This window comes from Luteimonas rhizosphaerae (assembly GCF_002849595.1).
Classification (GTDB): Bacteria; Pseudomonadota; Gammaproteobacteria; order Xanthomonadales; family Xanthomonadaceae; genus Luteimonas; species Luteimonas cellulosilyticus.
On sequence record NZ_NRQR01000018.1, the window covers coordinates 182408 to 208415 of the forward strand.

19 protein-coding genes and 1 riboswitch are annotated in these 26008 nt (G+C 68.5%); of the genes, 13 read left to right on the plus strand and 6 right to left on the minus strand.

All coding sequences use genetic code 11. The annotated features are described in order from the left end of the window. Nucleotides 1–47 precede the first annotated feature (47 nt). Nucleotides 48–170, minus strand: coding sequence for a hypothetical protein (locus CJ022_RS17640; protein ID WP_255407559.1), 123 nt, complete (start codon nucleotides 168–170; stop codon nucleotides 48–50). 102 nt (nucleotides 171–272) lie between these two features. Between CJ022_RS17640 and CJ022_RS09330 the strand changes: the two genes are divergently transcribed. The 7 genes from CJ022_RS09330 to CJ022_RS09355 all read left to right on the plus strand — a co-directional run bounded on the left by CJ022_RS09330 (nucleotide 273) and on the right by CJ022_RS09355 (nucleotide 11792). Beyond that, nucleotides 273–2126, plus strand: a complete 1854-nt coding sequence (locus CJ022_RS09330; RefSeq protein ID WP_101926373.1) for a methyl-accepting chemotaxis protein — start codon at nucleotides 273–275, stop codon at nucleotides 2124–2126. Nucleotides 2127–2171: 45 nt separating this feature from the next. Next, a riboswitch (TPP riboswitch) is annotated at nucleotides 2172–2267 on the plus strand. 110 nt (nucleotides 2268–2377) lie between these two features. Further along, a complete protein-coding gene (thiC, locus tag CJ022_RS09335) occupies nucleotides 2378–4258 on the plus strand; it encodes a phosphomethylpyrimidine synthase ThiC (protein WP_101926374.1) in 1881 nt (626 codons plus the stop codon). A gap of 112 nt (nucleotides 4259–4370) precedes the next feature. Next, nucleotides 4371–4979: a DUF4136 domain-containing protein gene (locus CJ022_RS09340; RefSeq protein WP_101926375.1), complete on the plus strand. Its 609-nt coding sequence runs from the start codon at nucleotides 4371–4373 to the stop codon at nucleotides 4977–4979. Between the two features lie 485 nt (nucleotides 4980–5464). Then, nucleotides 5465–6964 carry a winged helix-turn-helix domain-containing protein gene (locus CJ022_RS17705; protein ID WP_233671468.1) on the plus strand — a complete coding sequence of 500 codons (1500 nt, stop codon included), beginning with the start codon at nucleotides 5465–5467 and terminating at the stop codon, nucleotides 6962–6964. Between the two features lie 13 nt (nucleotides 6965–6977). Continuing rightward, the gene (locus CJ022_RS17710; protein WP_343125137.1) at nucleotides 6978–7841 is read left to right on the plus strand and encodes a TolB family protein; all 864 of its coding nucleotides are present in this window, start codon (nucleotides 6978–6980) and stop codon (nucleotides 7839–7841) included. A gap of 52 nt (nucleotides 7842–7893) precedes the next feature. Continuing rightward, entirely contained in the window at nucleotides 7894–8793 is a 900-nt protein-coding gene (locus tag CJ022_RS09350; RefSeq protein WP_101926376.1) for a helix-turn-helix domain-containing protein, read from the plus strand. 167 nt (nucleotides 8794–8960) lie between these two features. After that, complete coding sequence (locus tag CJ022_RS09355; protein WP_101926377.1) at nucleotides 8961–11792, plus strand: TonB-dependent receptor plug domain-containing protein; 2832 nt, start codon at nucleotides 8961–8963, stop codon at nucleotides 11790–11792. 432 nt (nucleotides 11793–12224) lie between these two features. Here CJ022_RS09355 and CJ022_RS09360 read toward each other — a convergent pair whose 3' ends face one another. Continuing rightward, nucleotides 12225–13370, minus strand: coding sequence for an HDOD domain-containing protein (locus CJ022_RS09360; protein ID WP_425490824.1), 1146 nt, complete (start codon nucleotides 13368–13370; stop codon nucleotides 12225–12227). A gap of 90 nt (nucleotides 13371–13460) precedes the next feature. Further along, on the minus strand, nucleotides 13461–13994 hold the full coding sequence (gene ppa, locus CJ022_RS09365; RefSeq protein ID WP_101926378.1) for an inorganic diphosphatase: 534 nt from the start codon (nucleotides 13992–13994) through the stop codon (nucleotides 13461–13463). Between the two features lie 200 nt (nucleotides 13995–14194). Here ppa and CJ022_RS09370 point away from each other — a divergent pair, with 200 nt between their 5' ends. Next, complete coding sequence (locus CJ022_RS09370) at nucleotides 14195–15763, plus strand: M91 family zinc metallopeptidase (protein WP_158238384.1); 1569 nt, start codon at nucleotides 14195–14197, stop codon at nucleotides 15761–15763. Nucleotides 15764–15899: 136 nt separating this feature from the next. Continuing rightward, nucleotides 15900–16445 carry a hypothetical protein gene (locus CJ022_RS09375; protein WP_101926380.1) on the plus strand — a complete coding sequence of 182 codons (546 nt, stop codon included), beginning with the start codon at nucleotides 15900–15902 and terminating at the stop codon, nucleotides 16443–16445. 337 nt (nucleotides 16446–16782) lie between these two features. Here CJ022_RS09375 and CJ022_RS09380 read toward each other — a convergent pair whose 3' ends face one another. Together CJ022_RS09380 and CJ022_RS09385 are read right to left on the minus strand one after the other, a co-directional pair. After that, nucleotides 16783–18834 (minus strand): sodium-translocating pyrophosphatase, encoded by a 2052-nt coding sequence (locus CJ022_RS09380; protein WP_101926381.1) that lies wholly within the window; start codon nucleotides 18832–18834, stop codon nucleotides 16783–16785. Nucleotides 18835–19103: 269 nt separating this feature from the next. Further along, nucleotides 19104–20360, minus strand: coding sequence for a 6-phosphofructokinase (locus CJ022_RS09385; RefSeq protein WP_101926382.1), 1257 nt, complete (start codon nucleotides 20358–20360; stop codon nucleotides 19104–19106). Nucleotides 20361–20478: 118 nt separating this feature from the next. Here CJ022_RS09385 and CJ022_RS09390 point away from each other — a divergent pair, with 118 nt between their 5' ends. From CJ022_RS09390 to CJ022_RS09400, 3 genes are all read left to right on the plus strand, one after another. Further along, nucleotides 20479–21057 carry an adenylate kinase gene (locus CJ022_RS09390; RefSeq protein WP_101926383.1) on the plus strand — a complete coding sequence of 193 codons (579 nt, stop codon included), beginning with the start codon at nucleotides 20479–20481 and terminating at the stop codon, nucleotides 21055–21057. 174 nt (nucleotides 21058–21231) lie between these two features. After that, nucleotides 21232–22596 (plus strand): UDP-N-acetylmuramate:L-alanyl-gamma-D-glutamyl-meso-diaminopimelate ligase, encoded by a 1365-nt coding sequence (mpl, locus tag CJ022_RS09395; protein ID WP_101926384.1) that lies wholly within the window; start codon nucleotides 21232–21234, stop codon nucleotides 22594–22596. A gap of 36 nt (nucleotides 22597–22632) precedes the next feature. After that, on the plus strand, nucleotides 22633–23214 hold the full coding sequence (locus tag CJ022_RS09400; RefSeq protein ID WP_101926385.1) for an LON peptidase substrate-binding domain-containing protein: 582 nt from the start codon (nucleotides 22633–22635) through the stop codon (nucleotides 23212–23214). On the opposite strand, the gene CJ022_RS09405 is transcribed toward CJ022_RS09400, so the two are convergent. After that, a complete protein-coding gene (locus CJ022_RS09405) occupies nucleotides 23194–25200 on the minus strand; it encodes a bifunctional DedA family/phosphatase PAP2 family protein (RefSeq protein ID WP_101926386.1) in 2007 nt (668 codons plus the stop codon). The genes CJ022_RS09400 and CJ022_RS09405 overlap by 21 nt on opposite strands. Nucleotides 25201–25315: 115 nt before the next feature. Here CJ022_RS09405 and CJ022_RS09410 point away from each other — a divergent pair, with 115 nt between their 5' ends. Continuing rightward, a complete protein-coding gene (locus CJ022_RS09410) occupies nucleotides 25316–25999 on the plus strand; it encodes a protein kinase family protein (protein WP_101926387.1) in 684 nt (227 codons plus the stop codon). The last annotated feature ends 9 nt before the right edge of the window (nucleotides 26000–26008 follow it).

A 26008-nucleotide genomic window follows, 5' to 3' on the forward strand; every position in this document is an offset into this window, starting at 1 on the left:
TCAGGCGGCGTGCCCGCACCCGGTTCGGGTGCGGAGCGGCGTGCTGGTCAGTCGGACACGCCCGTCCACACCCGCTGGCGGGTGGTACCGGTCGTAATGGTCGTCGCGCGCGCGCCGGCATCGGCCGCCGGAGCGGCAGCGGAAGGCAGGCGGGTGGCGGTCGACATCATGACCCGAGCTTCCACCCCGATGGTGCGCCGCGTCAAGCGTCAGGCTCAACGTGGCCGGATCGCGGCCGATACCGGAAGCGGGATGGGCGCGGGATACGGGTGATGGCGGAGATGCAGGACACGACGCAAGCAACGGCGGACACGCCGGTCGCGACGCAGGCGCAGGCCTTGCCGGACGCGCCCGTGGGCCTCCTGCGGCTCGACGGCGAGGGTCGCCTGGTCGCGGCGAACCGGGTCGCGATCGACGTGCTGGGGCTGACGCCCGATGCACTCGACGGGCAGGCCTGCGGCGTGCCCTGGGGGCTGGCGGTCGAGGCGCTGGCCGAGGCCGACGGCGTGTGGATCGCGCCCGGCGACGACCCGGCGGCCCGCGTGTACTACCAGGCCGATCGCGACCAGGGCGGCTGGATGCTGTCGCTGCCGCATCCCGACACCGCGGCGCTGCTGCGCGAGACCGCGGCCCTGGTGCGTGGCGACGGCGGTGCCACCGTCACACTGTTGCAGCCGCTGGCGCGCGAGCTCGACGACGCGCGCACCGCGCGGCGACTGCTCGACGGCATCGGCGGCCTGCTGACGCGCTGCGATCTCGACCTCGCCGCGCTCTGCGATGCCGACGACGACGATCCGCAGATCCGCCGGATCTCGGCCGGCTTCGGCAACCTCGCCGAGGCGATCCGCCAGGCGGTGGCGCTGTCGGTGCAGATCGCCGACGAGGTGCCGCGCCTGGTCGGCGACAACGACGAGCTGGTGCGCCAGTCGCAGGCACAACTCGACGCCCTCGTGCCGGTACAGGACGCGAGCCGGCGGCTGCTCCAGGACCTGCAGGCGGTGTCGGGCGAATTGCAGGCGGTGCGCGACGTCGCCGGGCGCGCCGATGCCAGCGCCCGCGACGGCATCGAGGCTTCGCGTGCGCTGGCCGAGGCGATGGCGGCCGTGCAGCAGCGTTCGGCACGCGCCAACGAGGTCATCGAAGTCATCGACACGGTGGCCTTCCAGACCAACATCCTGTCGATCAACGCCAGCATCGAAGCGGCGCACGCCGGGGATGCAGGCCGCGGCTTCGCGGTCGTCGCGGCCGAGATCCGCCGTCTCGCCGACCAGGCCGCGAGCGCGGCGCGCGACGTGCGCGGCATCGTCGGCGAGACCATCACCGCCGCCGGCGAGGGCGCGGCGTCGGCGCAGCGCACCGGCCAGGTGCTCGACGGTATCGGCGATCTGCTCGGCGGCGCCGGCCGCGCGATGGCCTCGGTGGCCCAGCGTATCGACGCGCAGAGCGGCGAGATCGCCGCCATCGACCAGGCGGTCGAACAGGTGGTCGACCTCGGCCGCAGCAATCTCGATCACGCGGCGCACGTGGCCGAGCGCAGCGACGCGCTGGGCCGCAACGCGGCGACGCTGCACGACGGCGTCGGCCTGTTTCGCCTGCCGCCCGATCCGCTGGCGACCCCGCGGCATGCCTGCGTGCTGGATCTCGCGCAGGCCGCGGCATCGCGCATCGGCGACGCGCTGGGGCAGGCCGCGCGGCGCGGCGACATCGCGGCCGATGCGCTGTTCTCGCGCGACTACGTGGCGATCGAGGGCGTCGCGCCGGCCAAGTACCGGACCGCGTTCGATGCGCTGTGCGACGAGGTGCTGCCATCGCTGCAGGAGCCGGTGCTGGCGGCGCAGCCGTGGATCGTGTTCGCGATCTGCGCCAATCCCGACGGCTACGTGCCCACCCACAACCAGCGTTTCAGCCAGCCGCTGACCGGCGACCACGCGCGGGATCTCGTCGGCAACCGCACCAAGCGCATCTTCGACGACCGCGTCGGCCACAGCGTCGGCGCCCATACCGATCCCTGGCGCCTGCAGGTCTACCGGCGCGACACCGGCCAGATCATGTTCGACCTGTCGGTGCCGGTGTACGTGGCCGGTCGGCACTGGGGTGGCTTCCGGGTCGGCTACACCCTGGAGTGACGCGCACGCCGGCGCTGGCATCGCCCGGGGCTTCGCGGTCTAATGGCCGCGAAGCGGGGGTACCGGCAGTCGCCGGTTGAGACAGTCCCTTCGAACCTGATCCGGTTGATACCGGCGTAGGGAAGCTTCGCAGCACGTGATGCGTTGCCCGGGCGCCAGCCGACCTCCGCTGGCCTGCGACCGTCCCGTCTGCGCCTTCGCTTCGTTCGCGGCGCGCGAATCCCTCGCGGCCCAGCCACAGGACGAACGCCATGAATGCCGTGCCTTCCACGCTGCTGCAGCAGACCGACCAGCTGTCCGAATCGGTGACGCGCCCGATCCCGGGATCGCGCAAGATCCACGTCGAGGGCTCGCGCCCGGACCTGCGCGTGGCGATGCGCGAGATCGTGCAGACGCGCACGCCGACGCTGTTCGGCGGCGAGGAGAACCCACCGATCACGGTCTACGATCCGTCGGGTCCGTACACCGACCCGGACGTCACCATCGACCTCGCCGCGGGCCTCGCGCCGCTGCGCGCGCGCTGGATCGAGGAACGCGGCGACACCGAGGCGCTGTCGGCATTGAGTTCGGCATTCGGGCGCGGCCGCGAGCACGATCCGAAGCTCGCGCACGTGCGCTTTCCGTCGCGCACCTTGCCGCGCGTCGCGAAGGCCGGCGCCAACGTCACCCAGATGCACTACGCGCGCCGCGGCATCGTGACGCCGGAGATGGAATACGTCGCGATCCGCGAGAACCAGCGTCTTGAACTGGTGCGCGACGCACTGCTGCGGCAGCAGCATCCGGGCGAAGCGTTCGGCGCGCACATCCAGCAGGTGATCACGCCGGAATTCGTGCGCGACGAGATCGCCCGCGGCCGCGCGATCCTGCCCAACAACATCAACCACCCCGAAAGCGAGCCGATGATCATCGGCCGCAACTTCCTGACCAAGATCAACGCGAACATTGGCAACAGCGCGGTGTCGTCGGGCATCGCCGAGGAAGTGGAGAAGCTGGTCTGGTCGATCCGCTGGGGCGGCGACACGGTGATGGACCTGTCGACCGGCAAGCACATCCACGAGACGCGCGAGTGGATCATCCGCAACGCCCCGGTGCCGATCGGCACGGTCCCGATCTACCAGGCACTGGAGAAGGTCGACGGCCGCGCCGAGGAACTCACCTGGGAGATCTTCCGCGACACGCTGATCGAGCAGGCCGAGCAGGGCGTCGACTACTTCACGATCCACGCCGGCGTGCTGTTGCGCTACGTGCCGCTGACCGCGAAGCGCGTGACCGGCATCGTCTCGCGCGGCGGCTCGATCATGGCCAAGTGGTGCCTGGCGCATCATCGCGAGAGCTTCCTCTACACACACTTCGAGGACATCTGCGAGATCATGAAGGCCTACGACGTGGCGTTTTCGCTCGGCGACGGCCTGCGCCCGGGGTGCATCGCCGATGCCAATGACGCCGCGCAGTTCGGCGAGCTGGAGACACTGGGCGAGCTCACGAAGATCGCGTGGAAGCACGACATCCAGACCATGATCGAAGGCCCCGGCCACGTGCCGATGCAGCTGATCAAGGAGAACATGGACAAGCAGCTGGTCGAGTGCGGCGAGGCGCCGTTCTACACGCTCGGGCCGCTGACCACCGACATCGCGCCGGGCTACGACCACATCACCAGCGCGATCGGCGCCGCGATGATCGGTTGGTACGGCTGCGCGATGCTCTGCTACGTGACGCCGAAGGAGCATCTCGGCCTGCCGAACCGCGAGGACGTGCGCGACGGGATCATGGCCTACAAGATCGCCGCGCACGCCGCCGATCTCGCCAAGGGTCATCCCGGTGCGCAGGCGCGCGACAACGCGCTCAGCAAGGCGCGCTTCGAGTTCCGCTGGCAGGACCAGTTCCACCTCGGCCTCGATCCCGAGAAGGCCGAGGCCTTCCACGACGAGACCCTGCCGAAGGACGCGCACAAGGCCGCGCACTTCTGCTCGATGTGCGGCCCGCATTTCTGTTCGATGAAGATCACCCAGGACGTGCGCGAGTACGCCGACGCGCAGGATGTTGCCGCGGATGCGGAGGCGCTTGCGGCCGGCATGGCGGAAAAATCGGCCGAGTTCCGCGCGGCAGGCGCCGAGGTCTACCATCGCGAATGAGGGGGCTGAACCGTTCATCCTGCCGTCGCATCCGGTCGACGGAAGGCTGCGTATGTTCAGGACAGGTATCGGGCGCCACTGGCAGTGTCCGCCTACAACTGGGAGAACCGAAATGAGCAGCAATCTGAACAGGTCACGACGCCTCGCCGTCTGGCTTGCGGGCCTGTGCGCACTGGTGCTGCTGGCCGGCTGCGCGACCGGACCGCGCATCACCACCGAAGCCGATCCGCGCGCCGACTTTTCCGCCTACCGGACGTGGTCGTTCTACACGCCGCTGGCGATCGAGAAGGAAGGGTACGAAACGCAGACCAGCGAGGTCGCAAAGGCGGCGGTCCGCGCGGAAATGGAACGCCGCGGCTATCGCTACACCGAAGCGGACCCGGACCTGTGGGTCAACATCAATGCGTACATGGAACGTCGTACCGACGTCAGCAGCTACCCGACTGTCGACTACGCGTACTACTACAGCTATCGCGCCCGCGGTTACTTTGCGGTGCCGTACTGGAACGAGCGCACCAACGTGTACCGCTACACCGAGGGCACGATGAACGTCGACCTCGTCGATGCGGCGCAGAAGCGGCTGGTCTGGGAAGGCATCGCAGTCGGTCGCGTGTCGACCAACCGGACGCCGGAGGAACGCGCGGGACGGATCAACGGGACGATCGCCGAGATCTTCGCGAACTATCCGCACCAGGCGGGTGTGCGCGGGACGGCGATGTAATCGCGGTGGTGAGATTTAAAAAAAAAGACGGGCCATCGGCCCGTTTTTTTTTTTGGCCAGAGCAAGCGGCATGCTCAAGATCGGTTCGCGGGACAATTGCGGATTCCATCTGTCGAAGAACTCATGATCTTCTGGGGAAGGCCTGCTGCAGTCCGCAGGATAAAAAGGCGAAAATTTCGCTGCCAGCCGGGACGGGGCGGGTGCCGCAGACTCATTTGCGCGTGATTTCGGGATACGCAGCGCATCAGACGCTTCGCGCGAAGAAGGCCGGAGCGACCCCAGCAAGTCTGTCCGAGGCCAGGAATCGCATCGACCGTGTCTCAGCCGCCCACGCGGTGGGCTGTCTCGGGAGGGGGCAGTACAGAAGAAGGTGACGAACGCCACCGCTGGCAAGTGCCGAACGTGCCGAATGTGGCGGTTGCTTTCACGCGGTTCAGCGAACCGTTCTTACCATCGCGGACTGCATCACCACGAGAGCTTCCCCGTTGGACACACCCGCCACTGCGTTCGGTGAAGTCGACCGCTTGCAGATCGGCGATGCCATCGTGGACATCCCGACCCGGGAGATCTTCATGCCCGGCGCGCGTGGCACGCGTCGCGTGACACCCAAGGCGGTGGCGGTGCTGTGTCTGCTCGCCGAGGTTCCCGGGCGCGTCGTCAGCCGCACCGACCTGCTCGCCCAGGCCTGGCCCAACACCCTGCCGTCCGACGATGTGCTGACCCAGGCGGTCACCCAGCTGCGCAAGGCGTTCGGTGCCGGCGCCATCGGAACCGCGGAAGGCTGGGCATACATCGAGACCATTGCCAAGACGGGCTATCGGCTGACCGTGCCGGTCCGCGTGATGGACGCACCGGCGTTGCCGATACCGGATGCCGGGGTTGCGCCTAATGCCGACGCCGATTCCATGTCGCTCGCCGAAAGCCCTGCAGTGCCGTCCACGCCGGAAGCAGCGCTGGTTTCCGCGCCTCTGAGGCCGGCCAGACGCGTCCGCGAGCGCATCATGCTGGCGACGACATCGCTGCTGCTCGTCGCGGTGGTGCTCCTTGGCCTGATGCTGGTCAACATGCAGGCGCCGTCCCGAGCACCCGGGGCCTGGGAGGCGGGTGCCGGTCTCGAGAAACCTTATCGTCTGATCACCAACGCGGCCGGCTTCGAACTATCGCCGACGTTGTCTCCGGATGCATCGATGGTCGCGTACGCCGCGACCGGGAGCAGCAATGACGCCCGCTCGGGTGACGGTGCCAGCGCGATTCTCCTGCAGACGACAAGTAGCGCCCCCCCGCGGGCGCTGACGTTCCCGGGTCCTGGCGTCTCGGACGACCTTCCGGTCTGGTCACCGGACGGGCGCGATATCGCATTCGCACGCTGGTCGCCCGATGGCAGCTGCCACATCATGCTGGTGGCTGCGGTCGGCGGCGGCGACGAGCGCGAGATCGCCCGTTGCGATGGCAGTGAGCTGATGAGCTTCGACTGGACCCCGCGGGGGGACGCGTTGATCGTCGGTTCGATGACCGGCGATGCGGAGGGCGGTGGCATCAGGCTGCTTGATCCGGGCACGGGCCGCTGGGCGGCGCTCGCATACGAGGTATTCCCCCGACGGCGAATGGATCGTGTTCATCCGGAATCCGCAACTGGGCGATCTGTGGCGAATGCCTGCCGGCGGCGGTACTCCCGAGCGATTGACGCACGTGGAAGCCGAAATTCGCGGATGGAGCTGGATGGGAAGTGGGGATCGGCTCGTATTCGGAATGCGCGTCGCGAGCCAGTCCCGCCTTTACGTTCTCGACATTGCATCGGGCGCCATGGAGGACATCGGGATCGAGGATGCACAGGCACCGACGGTGTCACGGCGTGGCGAGATGATGGCCTTCGTTCATCGGAATCCCCAGTTCGGCATCTACCGCTCCGGCGCAGATGCCTCCGCTACCACACGGCAGTTGTTCGCGTCGTCCGGGCGCGATGGGCAACCGACGGTGTCCCCTGACGGGGCCCAGATCGTGTTCACGTCCAATCGTGCGGGGCGATTCGAGCTTTGGTGGGCGGATCTGGCGCGCCCGGATACCTTGCGGCCGATCGAGTCGCTGCGTCCCGACACCGGCAGAGGCCCTAGCTGGTCCGCTGACAGCCGCCACGTGCTGGTATCCGCGAGCCGAGCCGGGGGCCGTACCGCGATCTACGAGGTGTCGCCGGCGACAGGACTGGTCGAGGAATTGCCTGCGCCCACGCCGCGCCCGTTGCAGGCCCTTTATCTTCCCGATCCAACCCGGATGCTTCTGCTCGAAGGCGGGCAGGACGGCGGTACGCGCCTCGTGCTCTACGACCGCAGCGCGTCGCCTTGGCAAGCACTGGGTGCGATCGAGGGCGTCACGAATGCGCGGGTCGATGCGTCGCGCAACAGCATCCTGTTCACGCGGCTCGACAGTGACGGTCTGTGGGAAGCGGATCTCGCGCTGGACGCGGGAACGGTCCGGGCGGTGGCGGACATGCCCTCGCGCTGGCTCTATCGGAACTGGGCACCGGTCGAAGGCGGGGTCGTCTACCTGCACGCGGCCGAGGGCTGCCGGTCGCAACTGAGCTTCCTGGATCTGGCCACAGGCTCGGCCGCTGCCCTGCGCTGTGTCCATGCGGAAGCACGCAGCAGCAACAACGGAATCAGCGCAGACGCCGCCGGTCGCCAGTTCTTTGTCGCCCTGGCCGAGGAGGACGGCAGTGATATCGGCTTCATGGCGATCCCGAAAAAGAGCGATGGCCCTAGTACACTCGCGGCCAAGTGGTTGAATGGATTGAAAAATCCCGCCTCGCAGTTTTTTCGGAAGTCTCCCGTGACAATTTCGGCAAACTTCCGGCCAGACATCGGGTAACCCCACGCCACATTCCGCATAACGGTCGCCTGTTTCCTCCAGGCGATTCGTCATGCAGCACCACGTGTCCTGGGCCGATCGCGGCCAACTGCTCCAGCTCGATGGTCCCGGCGAGGGCGATGCGCCCGGCGCGCAGCCGACGCGCCATGTCGGCTGTGCCCATCTGGGTGTCGTCAAGGTGACGGCGCCCCAGTTCAACGTCTGGATGCAGATCCGGGGCGACGGCTGGATCGAATCGAGGGAAGGACGCTTCCGGATGCGTCGGGGCGACTGGATGGCGTTCGAGAAGGATTCGTCGCCTGTGATCCAGAGCGGCGCCCAGGGGATCTGTCTCGGCCTGCTGATCGATGCCGAGACCCTGCAGTCGCTCGAGTCGTTGAACGGCAATGCGCTTTACGCCGGTCGTGGTCGCCTGCCCCTCCGCGAACTGCGAACGGTCGTACGCGTCTGGCGCGAAGCCGCCACGACGAATGCCGTCGATGGCCTCGCCATCCGGCCCCTGCTGCTGCAGCTCGCCGGGATGCAGCGCGATCTCGCGGCCCGCGTGCGGCGCTGCCCGGGACGCTCGCGGATCCGCAAGCGCCAGGTCTTCGGGCGCATGCAGCGCGCGAAGCTCTATCTGGAAGGACACAACGATCGCGTCGTGCGGATCAGCGAGCTGGCCGACATGACCAGCTTCTCCAGCTGGTACTTCTCCAAGGCCTTCCACAGCCTTTATGACGAGAGCCCGCAGGCCCTGTCGGTCCGCCTGCGACTCGAGCGGGCTGCCGATCTCCTGAAGAACTCGTCGATGACGGTCGGTGAAGTCGCGGCCGCAAGCGGCTTCGACAACTGCTGCAGCTTCGCGCGTGCGTTCAAGGCCCGCTTCGGAGTGCCTGCGACGCGCTATCGGACGGCGGCCCTAACCGTTACGCGGAGCGGTGCGGACAACGCGTCTTCGACCCGGACTTAACATTCCCGCGTGACATTGATCGCGCTCCCGCCCCAATTCAGGCGATAACGCCAGATTCGGCAAAGCCATCTGGCGACCCCTGCAAAGCGGAATCATCCCCTCCGGCCTTACCGTGCTGATGGCGTCTTAACGCGTCACTAACGCAGCACACTCTGGAGAGAGATTTGATGAACCTTCGCACTCCCGCGATGCGCAAGGGCCTGTTGCCCGCCGCCATCGTGTTCGCACTCGCCCCGGTTGCCGCTCATGCGCAGGACCAGGCGCAGGGCCCCGCTACCACCGAACTCGACCGCATCCAGGTCACCGGCTCGCGCATCCGTGGCGTCGAGATCGAGAACTCGCAGCCGATCCTCACCGTGTCGCGTGAAGAGATCGCGCGTTCGGGCCAGGCGACGGTCGCCGACCTGCTGCAGAACATCTCCTCGGCGGGTTCGCCGGCCATCTCGCGTTCCGACGCCCTGGCGTCCGGCGAGAACGTCGGTGGCTACTACATCGACATCCGCAACCTGGGCGCGAACCGCACCCTGGTGCTGATCAATGGCGTTCGCCTCGGCGCGACCACCGGCGGCTTCCAGGACCTGAGCCAGATCCCGGTCTCGGCGATCGAGCGCATCGACATCCTCAAGGACGGCGCCTCGGCCCTGTACGGCTCCGACGCCATCGCGGCCGTCGTCAACGTGATCACGCGCTCGCGCTTCGATGGCGCGGAAGCCTCGGTCCAGTACGGTCAGTTCACCGACGGCGACGGCGGCGAGACGATCTACTCGGCGACGTTCGGCACCAGCAACGATCGCGGCGGCATCACGATCTCGGCCGAGTTCATGGAGAACGATCCGGTGTTCGCCAAGGACCGCGATTTCAGCGCGTTCGGCAATGCCGGCCCGGACTATCCGGGTTCGGGCTCCAGCCCGGTCAGCGAGAATGGCTCGTACTTCGACGAGGCCAGCGAGCAGTGGCTGACGCTGCGTCCGGGTGGCAACCCGGCCAACGCGGCTGACTTCGTGCCGCACGACGCCAGCTTCAACGCCAATCCGAACCAGCAGATGATGCTGCAGACGGGTCTCGAGCGTAAGTCGGTGTTCACGAACATCAACTACGATCTGACCGATCGCATCACGTTCAACAGCGACATCCTCTACAACAAGCGTTCGACCGACCAGCAGATTGCCGGCTACCCGTATCAGTCGGCGGCATTCGGCACGCTGCTGTCGGGTGACAGCGTGTTCAACCCGACCGGTGAAGATGTCCAGTTCCGCCGTCGCCTGTGGGAAGCGCCGCGCACCACGCGCAGCGAGCTGACGACGTTCCGCGTCGTTGCAGGCCTCAGTGGCTACTTCGAAGTCAACGAGCGTCCGTGGGACTGGGGCGTGAGCTACGCCAACAACCGCAATGAAGTGACGAAGACCGGTTTCGGCGACGCCAGCCTGCTGGCCACCGGGCCGGCGCTCGGCCCGTCGTACCTCGACGCCAACGGCGTCGCGCGCTGCGGCACGGCTGCAGACCCGATCGACGGCTGCACGCCGTGGAATCCGCTGCTGCCGTTCGGCGTTGCGGGTCAGGGCTCGCTGGCCAACGCTGATGTACGCGACTTCCTGTTCCCGACGTATACCGATACCGGCGAAACCAGCAGCAAGATCTACTCGGCCAACCTGAGCGGCGGCCTGTTCGAGCTGCCGGCCGGTGACCTGGGCTTCGCGGTTGGCGTCGAGCGTCGCGAAGAGACCGGTCGATTCGTGCCGGACGCGTTCAACCAGAGTGGCAACTCGACCGGCCTGCCGGCGACGACCACCCAGGGCGAGTACGAGGTCAACGAAGCCTACGCCGAGCTCAACATCCCGGTGCTGTCGGACATGGCGTTCGCGCAGGAGCTGACCTTCAATCTGGCGTCGCGTTACTCCGATTACAGCAACTTCGGTGACACGACCAACTCCAAGGCCAGCTTCATCTGGCGCCCGATCGAGTCGGTCGCGGTTCGTGCCACCTGGGCGCAGGGTTTCCGCGCCCCGTCGATCGACAACCTGTTCGGCGGCATCGGTGGCAGCTTCGAGGACTACACCGATCCGTGCTCGGTCGGTGTGTCGGGCAGCGTCGCCGGCAATGCGGCGTGTACGGCGGCCGGCGTCTCGCCGACCTACGTGCAGCTGGGCCAGGGTCTCGAGCCCTGCACGGCGTGGCCGTGCCAGACGCCGGACCAGTTCCTGTCGGGTTCCAACCCGGATCTCGGCCCGGAAGAGTCGATCAGCAAGACCGCCGGCATCGTCTGGAGCCCGGGCTTCGCTGAAGGCCTGACGCTGAGCCTGGACTGGTACAACTACAAGCTGTCCAACTTCATCATCTCCGACAGCGTCGACCGCATCCTGCGTGACTGCTACGTGCTGGGCAACGCCAGCCGTTGCGACGGCATCACCCGCGCGGCGGACGGTCACATCACCAACATGTTCTTCGGCCTGACCAACCTCGGTGAGCTCGAGACGGAAGGCTGGGACGTCGGTGCGCGCTACCGTCTTGCTGACACCGCGATCGGCGGCTTCAACTTCGACTGGCAGACCAGCTACCTCGCCCAGTACGACACGCTGGGTCAGAACGCGGACGGCGATGACATCTACATCGGCGGCGCGGGCGATCCGGGTTACTTCCGTATCCGTTCGACGTTGAGCACCAACTGGGAAATCAACGAAGAGTGGAACGTCACCTGGAACATGCGCTACTACTCCGGCATCAACGACGGCTGCGTCACCAACCGTCCTTGCTCGGATCCGGACCGCTTCCAGAACGGCGAGACCGCACCGCGTAACCGCCTGGGCTCCAACACGTTCCACAACCTGCAGGTGGCCTACAACGCGCCGTGGGATGGCACGGTGTCGGTTGGCGTGGACAACGTGTTCGATCGCGAGGCTGCGATCATGTTCAACGGCGGTGGCGTGAGCACGGCGTTCCCGTACTATCCCGAGTTCGACATCGGCCGCTTCATGTACATGCGCTACACCCAGCGTTTCTGATCGATTCTTCGATCTGAAGCACTAGAAGAGGCGGGCCGAAAGGCCCGCCTTTTTTTATCGGTCGGATGGAAGAGGCGGCCTCTGAACGAATCCGGGGCACGGATCGCGCGTCGATCACCGTCTGAGCGCAGTCGAAACAGACGGAGAGCAGGGCCCATGCCGTCTCGCGGCAGAGGGCTTATTCCGCAGCACAGCAGCTGCTGGGAAGACGGCCACACGGTAGATGCGGCCCGCCACGCATGGATGGCTCATACGGGAATCCGCACCCGTCGCATCGCGTTGCCCGGACTGGCGTGAGACGTCTGGCTGCATATGCTGCGCGGCTCAGCGCGCGGCATGCGGCTGTCACGCCGTGTGGGCCGCTGCAGGGGTCACCGAAGTCACGCCATCAAGCTGCGAGCCTGATCGCGCCGCGGACAATGACGAATGGATCTATCGCCCGGCGGCAGACGCGTCGCGTTCCAGCAGCCGCTCCGCATGCGACTGCCAGCCGTCGAGCTTGTCGAGCACGCCGGTGCGCTGCAGATATTCCGTCTGCACGGGATGGCCGGAGACCAGCGAGGTCGCCACGTGGACCGCGCCCGTGACCCAGAAGCTGCGGGTGCCGCTGCGCGCGGGGTCGCGCTGGAAGGCGACCGCTTCGATGATCGGCATCGGCAGGCCCCACAGACCGAGCAGGTAGGCGCCGGCCTCGGTGTGGCGGAGCGCGTCGGCGTTCGCCTCGCGGTCCGTTTCGGCATCCCCCAGTTCGTCGCGGACACCGGGCAGCAGCAGACCGATGTCGGCGAGCAGGGCCGCCGTCGCGCCGAGTTCTGCGCTGGATTCGGGCAGCATGCGCCGCGCGAGCTGGGATGCAAACAGGGCGCGGCGTTGCAGCGCCACATGGTCGATCGTGCGATCGTCGGGGCGCGAGAAGACCTCGCTGGCCAACACCAGGTCGCGCATCGTCGACAGGCCCAGGCGGGTCACCGCCGTGCGCAGGTCGGAGATCGTGCGGCCCGCGGAAAAATAGGCGGAATTGCACAGCTGCAGGACCTTGGCCGCGATCGCGGGATCGGCGGAGATCAGCTGCGCGATGTCGTTGGCGCTCGAGTCCGCATCCGATTCCAGCGCGTGCATCAGCGCCAGGTAGGTCTGCGGCGGCGACGGCAGCTGCTCGATACGGCCGATCCGCTCGCGCAGCTCCGGGTTGTCCAGCAGCTCGCGCAGCTCCTCGAGACTGCCGATGGCTTCCAGCAGCTCCGCTTCGCCGAGCGGCAGCGGCAGGAAGCGGTGGGCCAGCGACAGCACGCGCGCGGACGGCTGGGTGCCGATCAATGCGATACGCGAGGTCTCCGGACGCAGTGTCCGGATCTGGCCCAGCAGGGTCGCGGGCGTCATGTCGGGCAGCGTCGGTGCGACCACGACGACGTCCTGCGAGACGTCGGCAGCCAATGCGATCGCCGTCGTGCCGTCGCCGACGGACTGGACGTCCCAGTCGTCGTCCATGCCGGCGACGAGTTCGATGAGATCGGACGGGAGACTGTCCTCCCCCCCAATAAACAGAATGCGCAAGTCCAAGCCCCCTGAGACCGGCAGCATCAACGCTGCCGACGCATGATGTTAGCAACCGTCCGGCACCAGGCGACCGCCGTCGACGCGAAGCGCGACGGCGGGCACGCTACGGCCTCAATTTTCGCGCTTGTACTGCGCGATCGAATCGACCAGTACCTGCTTCGCCTCGGCGGCGTTGCCCCAGCCGTCGATCTTGACCCACTTGCCCTTCTCGAGATCCTTGTAGTGCTCGAAGAAGTGGCCGATGCGCTCGAGCCAGTGGGCGGACACCTGGTCGATGTCGCTGATGTGCGAATAGCCGGCGAACACCTTCTCGATCGGCACGGCGAGGATCTTCTCGTCGCTGCCCGCCTCGTCGCTCATCTTCAGCACGCCGACCGGACGGCAACGGATCACCGAGCCCGGGATCAGCGGCAGCGGCAGCACCACCAGCACGTCGGCCGGATCGCCATCGCCGCACACCGTCGACGGCACGTAGCCGTAGTTGCACGGGTAGCGCATCGGGGTCGACAGGATGCGGTCGACGAAGATCGCGCCGCTGGCCTTGTCGACCTCGTACTTGACCGGCTCGGCGTCCTTCGGGATCTCGATGATGACGTTGATTTCTTCCGGCGGGTTCTTGCCGGTGGGAACGGAGTCAAAGCCCATGCTGCAGCGCGTCCAGTGGTTCGAAGAGGCCACGAGTTTACGCGGATCGATGCTGCGACGCAGCGCGCCGCGGCGCGACGGCGCGCGGTCGTTTCGGTCGAAACCGCGGTGCGGCGCCCCGCCCTCGGGTACGCCCTAGTTGGTCGGCTCCATACGGAGGCGTACACATGGCACCTGACTTCACTCCCGCAGGCCGCGCCATGACCGTTTCCTTCGACAGCTCGACGTCTTCCGCCACCGCGAACGCCGCCGCCCAGCGCTATTGGGACAACCCGCTCGCCCCGCCGCACACCCATGGCCCCGACGGGCATGGCACCGGTACCGTCGGCACGGGGGAGGCGCCGGGTCTCGAGGGCGGTGTGGAGGTGTCGACCGCCGATGCACCGGACGTGAGCCGGCAGGGAGCGATCGAGATCGATGGCAACGCGACCAATCCGACCGAGCAGAGCACCCGCAGCACGCCGGACGGCAAGCCGATCCAGATCGACCCGCTGCATCGCGACGACCAGGTGTCGGTGGCGCGCGAGCGCACCAATGCCGGTGGTTACGTCAGCAGCGACCAGGTCGTCTTCACGACGGGCAGCGGCGACGACGCGGTCGGCGTCAGCCAGCGCGACGACGGCACGCTCGACGTCAGCGTCAACGGCGAAACCTACGAGGTGCGCCTGCAGCAGGGCCAGGAACTCACCCTGCGCACCGGCAGCGGCAACGACACCATCGAGGTCGCCTCGAACGTACAGGTCAACGTGGTGGTCGATGCCGGTGGCGACGACAACGACATCTTCGTGGAAGGCGATGGCGACAACCGCATCACCAGCGGCGACGGCGACGACGTCATCCGCCTGACCGGCAGCGGTCGCAACGATGTCCACACCACCGGCGGCACCAACGAGATCCACGGCGGCAGCGGCGTCAATGTGATCTACGGCGGCAACGGCGCCGACACGATCCACGCCGGCACCGGCACCAACTACATCGAGGGCGGCGCGGGCAACGACGTGCTGCGCGGTGGCGGCAGCTACGACATCCTGTCCGGCGGCACGGGCGACGATGCGATCGAGGTCGGCGACGGCCGCAGCACCGTGTATGCGGGCGGTGGCGCCGATACCGTCGACGGTGCCAACGCGTCGACCACGGTCTATTCCGAGGTGGCGGACGTGATCAACGCCGCGACCGGCGCGCGCCCGACCGTGATCAACGTCGAGATCGACAACACGCTGGGCGACCGCGGTGTCAGCGTCGAAGGCTCGGACGCCTTCGTCCAGCGGATGGAGTCGGAACTGAACTTCCTGCGCTCCTCGCCGGCCGGACAGCAGATGCTGGCCGAGTTCGACAAGGCCGCGGAAGCCAAGGGCAATGTCGTGACGATCAAGGAACTGTCGAACGAGCAGAACGGCTACGCCCAGACCTTCAGCAACGACGCCGACATCATCAATGGCCGGCCGGGTGCGGGTGGCGACGTGACGATCAGCTACAACCCGTCGTTCCACATGGACGAGTTCCCGGCGCCGTCGGTCGTGCTGTTCCATGAGATGTCGCACGCCTACAACGGCGTCAACGGCACCTTCCTGCCGGGCACGTATCGCGGTGAAGGTCCGGACAGCGGACGCGTGCCCAATGCCGAGCGACAGGCCGTGGGCCTGGAGACCAGTGCCACGCCCTATGACTTCGACGGTACCGGTCCGCTGACCCATAACCCGATCCCGCTGACCGAGAACGGCATCCGTCGCGAGCTGGGCATGCCCGATCGCCCGAGCTACGCGCTCTGATCGCCCGCACGGCGACGACGGCCTGACGTGGCACCCGACCGGCCTGCAGCGGATGCAGGCCGGTCGCGTGTGGCAGGTGTGATCGCCCCCCGCGGCGCGCCGGTACTCTTTCCTGCTGCCGCCGCGTGAGATCCCCATGGCTGAATCGACATCCTCCACGACGCGCATCGCAGAGGCACAGGCCAGCCTCGACGTGGATTTCGCCACGCCCGCGGCGGGCGTGCTGCAGGTGCGCTATCGGTTGCGCAATGGCGGCGCGGAGGCGATCGCGGTCTTCGATCGCGGCAACCGGCACGCGGTGCTGACCGGGCAGCAGGTTCGCGGCGCGGTCGGCATGCCGCTGCTGCGCGAGGACGCGGACGGCCGGATCATCCTGCAGCACGTGGCGATCCGCCTGCCGAATCCGGCGCCGACGCTGCCGCCGACTCCGCTCGCGACGCGCGTGGCGCCGGGCCACGCGCTGGAAGACGGCTTCACGTTTTCACGCTGGCTCGGCGATCCGCCGCGTCACGTGCGCTGGTGCCTGGGCGTGGCCCCGTTCGACGCCGCCGACTTCCACGCCCCCGACACGGTCGACGGCATCGAAATCTGGCAGGCATCGTTCGCACTGGCCGACCGCCAACGGCTACTCTGCACGCCGTGGTTCGACGTGGCGAACGGTGTCTTTCTCTCGCCGGGCTGACCGCGCACGGTTGCCGCGCGCTTCTGAAACCGGGGGTAAGTGACCGGCTGACAGGAAAGCCCAACGGCCGTCGCGCTGCTCGAGCTTCCGACGTGTCGCGCGTGTCGCGAGCTGGCGGCCGCATCTGCGACGACCGGGTCGGGCTGCCGAGCCGATTTCGCTCCGCACGCGGGAGCGGGCGCCGGTGCGCCGAACGGCGTGCGGCGCATCCGAGCTCGCGACCCGCAGCACCGCGACGCTGGCGACGCTGGTGATCCGCCGCTCGGATGCGCTCGGACCGTGCACCCCTCTCCCATTGCGGGAGAGGGGCGACGGTGCCGCGCGGGGTCGGCGCCGGTCAGAGCAGGGGAACGAGCAGCAGCGCGACGATGTTGATGATCTTGATCAGGGGATTGATCGCCGGGCCTGCGGTGTCCTTGTAGGGATCGCCGACGGTGTCGCCGGTCACCGCGGCCTTGTGGGCTTCGCTGCCCTTGCCGCCGTGGTGGCCGTCCTCGATGTACTTCTTGGCATTGTCCCAGGCGCCGCCGCCGGTGGTCATCGAGATCGCGACGAACAGGCCGGTGACGATCGTGCCGATCAGCAGGCCGCCGAGCGCGCGGATGCCGGCGCCTGGTCCCATCAGCGCGTTCATGCCGAGCGCGACGACGACCGGCACCAGCACCGGCAGCAGCGAGGGCACGATCATTTCCTTGATCGCGGACTTGGTCAGCATGTCGACCGCACGCGAATAATCGGGCTTCGCGGTGCCGGCCATGATCCCGGGGATCTCGCGGAACTGCCGGCGCACTTCCTCGACCACCGCGCCCGCCGCGCGGCCGACAGCTTCCATCGCCATCGCGCCGAACAGGTAGGGAATCAGGCCGCCGATGAAGAGGCCGATGATCACCGCCGGATCGGCCAGATCGAAGCGGAATTCGGTGCCCGGATACTTCGCCTCGAGGTTGTGGGTGAAGTCGGCGAACAGCACCAGTGCCGCGAGTGCGGCCGAGCCGATCGCATACCCCTTGGTGACCGCCTTGGTGGTGTTGCCGACGGCGTCGAGCGGATCGGTGATCGCGCGGATTTCCGGCGGCAGGTCGGCCATCTCGGCGATGCCGCCGGCGTTGTCGGTGATCGGCCCATAGGCATCGAGCGCGACGATCATGCCGGCCATCGACAGCATGGCCGTCGCCGCGATCGCGATGCCGTATAGCCCCGCGAACGAGAAGCACGCCCAGATCGCGAAGCACACCGCGATCACCGGCATCGCGGTCGACTTCATCGACACGCCGAGGCCCGCGATGATGTTGGTGCCGTGCCCGGTCGTCGACGCCTGCGCGATGTGCTTGACCGGCGCGTACTGCGTGCCGGTGTAGTACTCGGTGATCCAGACGATCGCGCCGGTCAGCACCAGGCCGATCAATGCGCACCAGTAGAGATTGGTCGCACCGTGCGTGTTGTCGGCCATCAGCTGCATCGTGATCGGCCAGAACAGCACGGCCGCGATGACGCCCGACACGATGACGCCCTTGTACAGCGCGCCCATGATCGAACCGCCCGCCTTCACCTTGACGAAGAACGTGCCGACGATCGATGCCAGGATCGACGCGCCGCCGAGCACCAGCGGATACAACACGCCGTTCGCACCGACCGTCGGTGCCATCAGGAAGCCGAGCAGCATTGTCGCGATGACGGTGACGGCGTAGGTCTCGAACAGATCCGCCGCCATGCCCGCGCAGTCACCGACGTTGTCACCCACGTTGTCGGCGATCACCGCCGGATTGCGCGGATCGTCCTCGGGAATACCGGCTTCGACCTTGCCCACCAGGTCCGCGCCGACATCGGCGCCCTTGGTGAAGATGCCGCCGCCGAGGCGCGCGAAGATCGAGATCAGCGAGCTGCCGAAGGCCAGGCCCACCAGCGCGTGCAGCGCGGCTTCGTCGACGATGCCGAAGCGCGGCAACAGCCACCAGTAGCCGGCCACGCCGAGCAGGCCGAGCCCGACGACGAGCATGCCGGTGATCGCGCCGCCGCGGAATGCGACGTCCATCGCCGGCCCGATGCCGCGGCGCGCGGCCTCGGCCGTGCGCACGTTGGCGTGAACCGACACGTTCATGCCGATGTAGCCGGCCGCGCCCGAGAGCACCGCGCCGAGCAGGAACCCGATGCCGGTGGCCCAGCCGAGGAACAGACCGATCAGCACGAACAGCACCGCGCCGGCGACCGAGATCGTCAGGTACTGCCGGTTGAGATAGGCGCGTGCGCCTTCCTGGATCGCGCCTGCGATCTCCTGCATCCGTTCGTTGCCGGCAGGTTGCCGGTGGATCCACGCGGCGGAAACCACGCCGTAGAGGATTGCGATGGCGGCACAGAGCAGTGCAAGCCATAAACCGTGTTGCTCGAGCATGAAACCCCTCCCAGAGTTGTGATGCCAAACAGGACAGCGGTGGTGCGCGCCGACTATCGCACAGGGGCGGGAGGCTGGATATCCGGGGTCGCCCGGGTGGAGTGGGCCGCGGGTCGGGGCCAGGCCCACGCGAAAACCGGGGCCGAGGCGACGATCGCCACCGGCCCCGACGACGCGTCATGCCCGCGCCGACGCGCACCCCGCTGTAGTCGGGTTCCGATGGACCTGGACGGCACCCCCGGGCTTTTGCCCGCGCCGGGATCGAAGGATTATTCGTCCCAGGCAGGCAGCTTCTTCGCCACCGCGACGTTCTTCAACGTCGCGTACGCCGGAATGCCGTCGCGTCCGTATGGCGGATAGGCCTCACCGCGGATCAGCGGTTCCAGATAACCCCGTGCGGCGGCGGTGATGCCGTAGCCGTCCTTGCGCAGGAAGCCCGCCGGCATCTTCTTCTCGTGGTTGGCGACCTTGTGCAGCGGCGCGCTGTCGATCTTCCAGCGGTACGGCGCCTCCGACGTGCGGACGATCACCGGCATCGTCGCGTTGCGCCCCTCGAGCGCGAACCGGACGGCGGCCTCGCCGACCGCCATGGCCTGGTCCAGATCGGTCTTCGACGCGATGTGGCGGGCGGAGCGCTGCAGATAGTCGGGCAGGGTCCAGTGCACCTTCATGCCCAGCTGGTCCTTGACCCGGCCGGCGAGATACGACGCCACGCCGCCCAGCTGGGTATGGCCGAACGAATCCGTGCCGCCGCCGGCATCGGCCACGAAACGGCCGTCGGCGGTCTGGATGCCTTCGCTGGCGACGACGACGCAGTAGCCCACCCGCGCGACGATGCGCTGCACGTTGGCGAGGAAATCGGCCTCGTCGTAGGCGCGCTCCGGAAAGAGGATCAGGTGCGGCGCCTCGTCCGGCCCGTTGCCGGCCAGGCCCGCGGCTGCGGCCAGCCAGCCCGCGTGCCGGCCCATGGCCTCGTAGACGAACACGCGGGTCGAGGTCTCCGCCATCGCGGCGACATCCAGCGCCGCCTCGCGGATCGACACCGCGGTGTATTTCGCCGCCGAACCGAAGCCGGGGCAGCAGTCGGTCACCGCGAGATCGTTGTCGATGGTCTTCGGCACGCCGATGCAGGTCAGCGGGTAATCGAACTCCGCGGCGAGCTGCGAGACCTTGAGCGCGGTGTCGGCGGAATCGTTGCCGCCGTTGTAGAGGAACCAGCGCACGTCGTGCGCGCGCAGCACCTCGATCAGGCGCGCGTACTTGGCGCGGTCCGCCTCGACCGACTTGAGCTTGTAACGGCAGGAGCCGAAGGCGCCGCCGGGCGTGTGCGCCAGCGCGCGGATCGCGGCGACCGGCTCCTTCGACGTGTCGATCAGGTCTTCGCGCAGCGCACCGAGAATCCCGTTGCGGGCCGCCAGCACCTTGATGCGCCGTGCGCGGCCTGCCTGCAGCACCGCCGAGGCGGTCGCGTTGATGACGGCGGTGACGCCGCCGGACTGGGCGTAGAGCAGGGTTCCAGAGGACATCGCAGGGCCTCGCGGGGTCGGCAGTGGCGGGATACGGTAAGCTGACGCGGTCGTTTACCGCGCGCCAGGCAGTGTACGCCGGGCGGCAGACGGCCCCCACACAAGGCAGGAGCGTTCGATGCGTTTGGTACTTCTCGGTGCGCCCGGTTCGGGCAAGGGCACGCAAGCGGCCCGGTTGAAGGAACACCTGCAGGTGCCACACATCTCGACCGGCGACCTGCTGCGCGCCGAAGTCGCCGCCGGCAGCCCGCTGGGCCTGCAGGCCAAGGAAGTGATGGCGCGTGGCGATCTGGTGTCCGACGACATCCTGCTCGGCATGCTCGAAGACCGCTTCTCGCGCGACGACACCCGCACCGGTTTCATCCTCGACGGCTACCCCCGCAACCTCGCACAGGCCGCCGCGCTCGATGCGCTGCTGGCGAAGCTCGGCCAGAAGTTCGACGCCGCCGTGCAGCTGGAGGTCGACAACGAGCAGATCATCGACCGCCTCGCCGGCCGCGCGCAGGCGGAAGGCCGCGCCGACGACAGCCCGGAATCGGTGCGCCACCGCCTCAACGTCTACGACCAGCAGACCGCGCCGGTCATCGCTTTCTACCGCGACCACGACCAGTTGACCGTCGTCGATGGCGTCGGCTCGCTGGACGAAGTGTTCCAGCGCATCCTCGCCGCGATCGGGCGGGACCAGGCGGCCGCCTGAGGCCGATGCGCCGCGCCGACGATGCGCATGCCGGACGGTTCCTGTTGTTTCAACGTGCGGTGACGCGTCGATGACGCGCCGTCACCCCAGTCATTCGTCCGCACGCCGGCGAAGGGCGTTGGTGCCAGGCGCGGACCGCGCCGTCGAGGGCACCCCCATGTTCGGGAATTCGCGATCTTGAAACTTCATATCCTGGGTATCGCCGGCACATTCATGGGCGGCGTCGCCGCACTCGCGCGCGAGCTGGGTCACAGCGTCGAGGGCAGCGACCAGGCGGTGTATCCGCCGATGTCCACCCAGCTCGAGCAGCTCGGCATCACGCTGCGGCAGGGCTATGCGCCCGGTCACATCGCCGACGATGCGCGCCAGGTCGTCATCGGCAATGCGCTGTCACGCGGCAACCCGGCGGTCGAAGCCGTGCTCGACAGTGGCCGCGCCTACACCTCGGGCGCGGAATGGCTGCGCGACCACGTGTTGCCGGGACGCGACGTGCTCGCCGTTGCCGGCACCCACGGCAAGACCACCACCAGCACCATCCTCGCGTTCCTGCTGGAGGCCGCGCAGCGTGCGCCCGGCTTCCTGATCGGCGGCGTCGCCGAGGATTTCGGCGTCTCCGCGCGCATCGGCGCGGGCCGCGAATTCGTCGTCGAGGCCGACGAGTACGACACCGCGTTCTTCGACAAGCGCAGCAAGTTCGTGCATTACCGGCCGCTGGTGGCGATCCTCAACAATCTCGAATACGACCACGCCGACATCTTTCCCGATGTCGCCGCGATCCAGCGCCAGTTCCACCACCTGGTGCGCACCGTGCCGGGACGCGGCCGGCTGATCGTCAACGGCCACGAGCCGCGCCTCGACGAGGTGCTGGCGATGGGCTGCTGGACGCCGGTCGAGCGCTTCGGCTTCGATCCCGCCTTCGACTGGAGCGCCGAGCGCCTCGCCGCCGACGGCAGCACCTTCCGCGTGCGCCGCGCCGGCGTCGAGGTCGGTACCGTCGACTGGCCGCTGGTCGGTGACCACAACGTGCTCAATGCGCTGGCCGCGCTCGCCGCCTGCGCGGCCGTGGGCGTCGACGTCGCGACTCTGCTGCCGGCGCTGGCCGGGTTCCGCAGCGTCAAGCGCCGGCTCGAAGTGCTGGGCACGGCGCGCGGCATCACCGTCTACGACGACTTCGCCCATCATCCGACCGCGATCGCGACCACGCTGGCCGGCCTGCGGGCCAAGGTCGGCGACGCGCGCATCGTCGTCGCGATGGAGCCGCGCAGCAATTCGATGCGTCTGGGCGCACACGCCGAGGCGCTGGCCCCGTCGCTGGCGCTCGCCGATGCGGTGGTGTTCCTGCACCGGCCGGAACTGGCCTGGGACGCTGGCAGCGTCGTCGATGCCGTGCGCGGCAACGCCCAAGCCGTGCCTGATGCCGACGCCCTGCTCGCTGCGCTCGCCGCCATCGCCGGCGCCGGCGACCATGTCGTCTTCATGTCCAACGGCGGCTTCGACGGTGCCCCGCGCCGGTTCCTCGCGCAGTTGGGCGACGCCTGACATCGCGCGGACGCGGCGCCGCCTAGACTGCGTGGCATGACCGACGCCGATGACGCCCTGCCCCTGTTCCCCCTGCGCACGGTACTGGTGCCCGGGGCGGCGCTGGGCCTGCGCGTCTTCGAGCCGCGCTACCTCGATCTGGTCCGCGACTGCGGGCGGCGGGGCGGTGGTTTCGGCATCTGCCTGATCCTCGAAGGCGGGGAGGTCGGCATGCCGGCAGTGCCGGCGCGGTTCGGCACCGAGGCGCGGATCGAGGATTTCGACACCGGGCCCGATGGCCTGTTGACGCTGCAGGTGCGCGGCGCGCGACGGTTCCACGTGCGGCGGACGCGGGTGCGCGACAACGGTCTGGTGATGGCCCAGGTCGACTGGTGCGCGCCGGATCCGGTGACCGACCTGCAGCCGCAGCACGCGCTGCTGGCGGTGGTGCTGGAGAAGATCCTCGAGCGCATCGACGGCGCCGACCTCGCGTTTCCGAAGCAGCATTTCGACGATGCCGCGTGGGTCGCGTGGCGGCTCGCGGAGCTGCTGCCGATCTCGCCGGAGCAGCGCCAGACGCTGTTGCAGCTCGACGATCCCGACGAGCGGCTCGAGACGCTACTGCACCTCGTCGACTGACGCGGGCGCGGTGCGCAGGCGCAGCACCGGCACGCCGGTCTGCGGATGCACCGCTTCGCGCGCGCCGAAGCCGTCCAGCAGGGTGCGCAGATCGACGTGCACGGTCTGCGTGTCGGGCTGCGGCTGCCACAGGCCGAACAGCCCGAAGGGCTGCGTGTAGCGCAGCGTCTGGCTGGTGCCCAGCCACAGCGCGGTGCCGTCGTCGAGCTGCGCAGGCGCCGGCCACAGGCGCAGCACCTCGACCCGGCCGTCGCCGCTGTCGCGCCGCATCAGCAGGGTTTCGGCGACGGTGTCGAGCGTGGCCGGCAGCACCGGCTGCTGCGCCTGCGGCACGTCGTCGTCGAGCAGGTGCAGCATCGCCGACCAGTCGGCCTGCGGTTGCGCGCGCCAGCCCTGCGCCTCGAGCCGCTGCTGCAACGGTGCGAGCGGGCCGGCGATCTGCAGGTCCAGCGGCCAGCGGTGCGCGGGGTCGCGCTCGCGCAACTGCCCGGGCAGCCGGGTCCAGTCGTCGCGCCACCAGCCTGCGGCCGTCAGCGTGACGTGCGCGGGTGGCGCGGCGAACTTCGCCAGCAGCGGATCCACCGCGCGCGGCGCATGCCACAGCGCAGCGACAACGAAGGTGACGTAGAAGATCAGCGCGACGGGGCGCATCCAGAACGAGCGCTCGACGTGGCGCCGGTAGGCGATGCCCAGCACCAGCAGCCAGACGATGCCCAGCAGCATCCCGCCGACGATGTCGCTGAGCCAGTGCCCGCCGAGATACAAGCGGGCGAAGCCGAGCACCGCGACGACGACGCCCGACACCAGGTACGGCCAGACGCGCGAGCGGCCCGGCAGTTCGCGCGCGATCAGCACGGCGAAGAAGCCGAAGGTGATCGTCGCCATCGTGATCTCGACCGACGGGAAGCCGAAGCCGCCGTGCGCGGTCGGCGGCCGCGGCATGTCGATCACCGCGCCCAGCAGCGCGGTCAGTGCCATGCCGAACGCCAGCGCCGCCAGCCAGTGCGCCGCGCCGAGCCAGCGCCGGCGCCACATCAGCCACAGCAGGGTCAGGCCGACCGCCGGCGCCAGTACGTGGACATCGCCGATCGACGCCAGCGCCGCCATCAGCCGGTCCGCCAGCGGGTTGCGCAGTTCGTACATGAACTGGAAGACGGTCTGGTCGATCAGCAGCGGCTCGCCGCGCATCAGCACCGTGGCCAGCAACGCAAAACAGGCCCAGCCGATCGCCAGCAGGCACACCGCGAGGATCGCCAGCGACGCGGATTCCGGCCGGTTCGGATCGATCAGTGCGGTGGCGTAGCGCCCCAGCAGCGGATGCGCGCGGGTCCAGCGCAGCGCCCGCGCCAGCAGGCTGTTGGCGTGCGCGTCGAACCAGCGGTAGCTGTAGACGACGCTCGCCCAGGCCAGCGCCAGCACCAGCAGCAGCGCTCCGAGCACGATCGCCAGCCGGTCCGCGACCGCGGCAACCGCATCGTAGGACGCGCCGAACAGCCAGCCCGGCGCGAGGAACAGCGCCGCCCACGACACGCAGGCAGCGATGTTGACCGGCAGGTAGCGGCGCATCGGCATGTGCGCGATGCCGGCGATCGCGGGCACGAAAGGCCGGATCGGCCCGACGTATCGGGCGATGAGAATGCTCTTCACCGCGTTGCGCCGGAACAGCAGTTCGCCGCGGTCGAGCAGCTGCGGATACTTGCGGAACGGCCAGACCCCGCGCAGGCCGTTGCCCCAGCGATGGCCGATCCAGTAGCTGATGCCGTCGCCGGCCATCGCCCCGAGCGCGGCGCAGATCACCGCATAGGGGCCGGACACTTCGCCCAGGCCGATCAGCACGCCGATCGCGAACAGCAGCGGCAGCGCCGGCACGATCGCGCCGAGCACGATCACCGAATCGGCGAAGGCGATGAGAAAGATGACGATGCCGGCGGCGACGGGATGGTCGCCGATCCAGCCGACGACGCTGTTGAAGAAGTCGCTGAGCATCGCCGCATTATGGCAGCGCGGCCTGCGCCGATCGGTGTGCGGCGTGTCGCGGGTCGGGCGCGGGACAGGTCGCGGTCGCCGGCGTCGGGGCGGCCGCGCGACTTACAATCGGCCGATGTCCGAATCGTCTCCCGCCCCCGATCCCGCCGCCGCGACCGAAGTCCAGGCGCTGAAGTCCGACAGCTTCGGCCGGATCTCGCTGATGCGTGGCCGCGATGGCCTGTTCGTGCGGCGCGATCTGCGTCACGTGCCGCTGTGGCTGCGGTGGCCGGCCTGGGCGCTGGCGCGGCGCGAGGCACGCGGGCTGCGCCAGGTGGCCGGGCTCGCCGACACGCCCCAGCTGCTGGCCTGGGACGGACGTCGGCTCGACCGCAGCTACATGTCCGGCGCGGCGATGTACCAGCGACCGCCGCATGGCGATCTCGCGTACTTCCGCCGCGCGCGACGCCTGCTGCAGGCGCTGCACCGGCGGGGTCTCGCCCACAACGATCTGGCCAAGGAAGCGAACTGGCTGGTGCTCGACGACGGTCGCCCGGCGATCATCGATTTCCAGCTCGCCGTCGTCGGCCGGCCGCGCTCGCGCTGGATGCGGTTGCTGGCGCGCGAGGACCTGCGCCACCTGCTCAAGCACAAGCGCATGTACTGCCGCGCCGCGCTGACGCCGGTGGAAAAACGGGTGCTCAAGCGCACCTCGTGGCTGCGCGACGTCTGGTTCCGCACCGGCAAGCCGGTCTACCGCGTGGTGACGCGCAAGATCCTCAAGTGGGAAGACAACGAAGGCCAGGGGCCCAAACCCTGAGCGCCGATG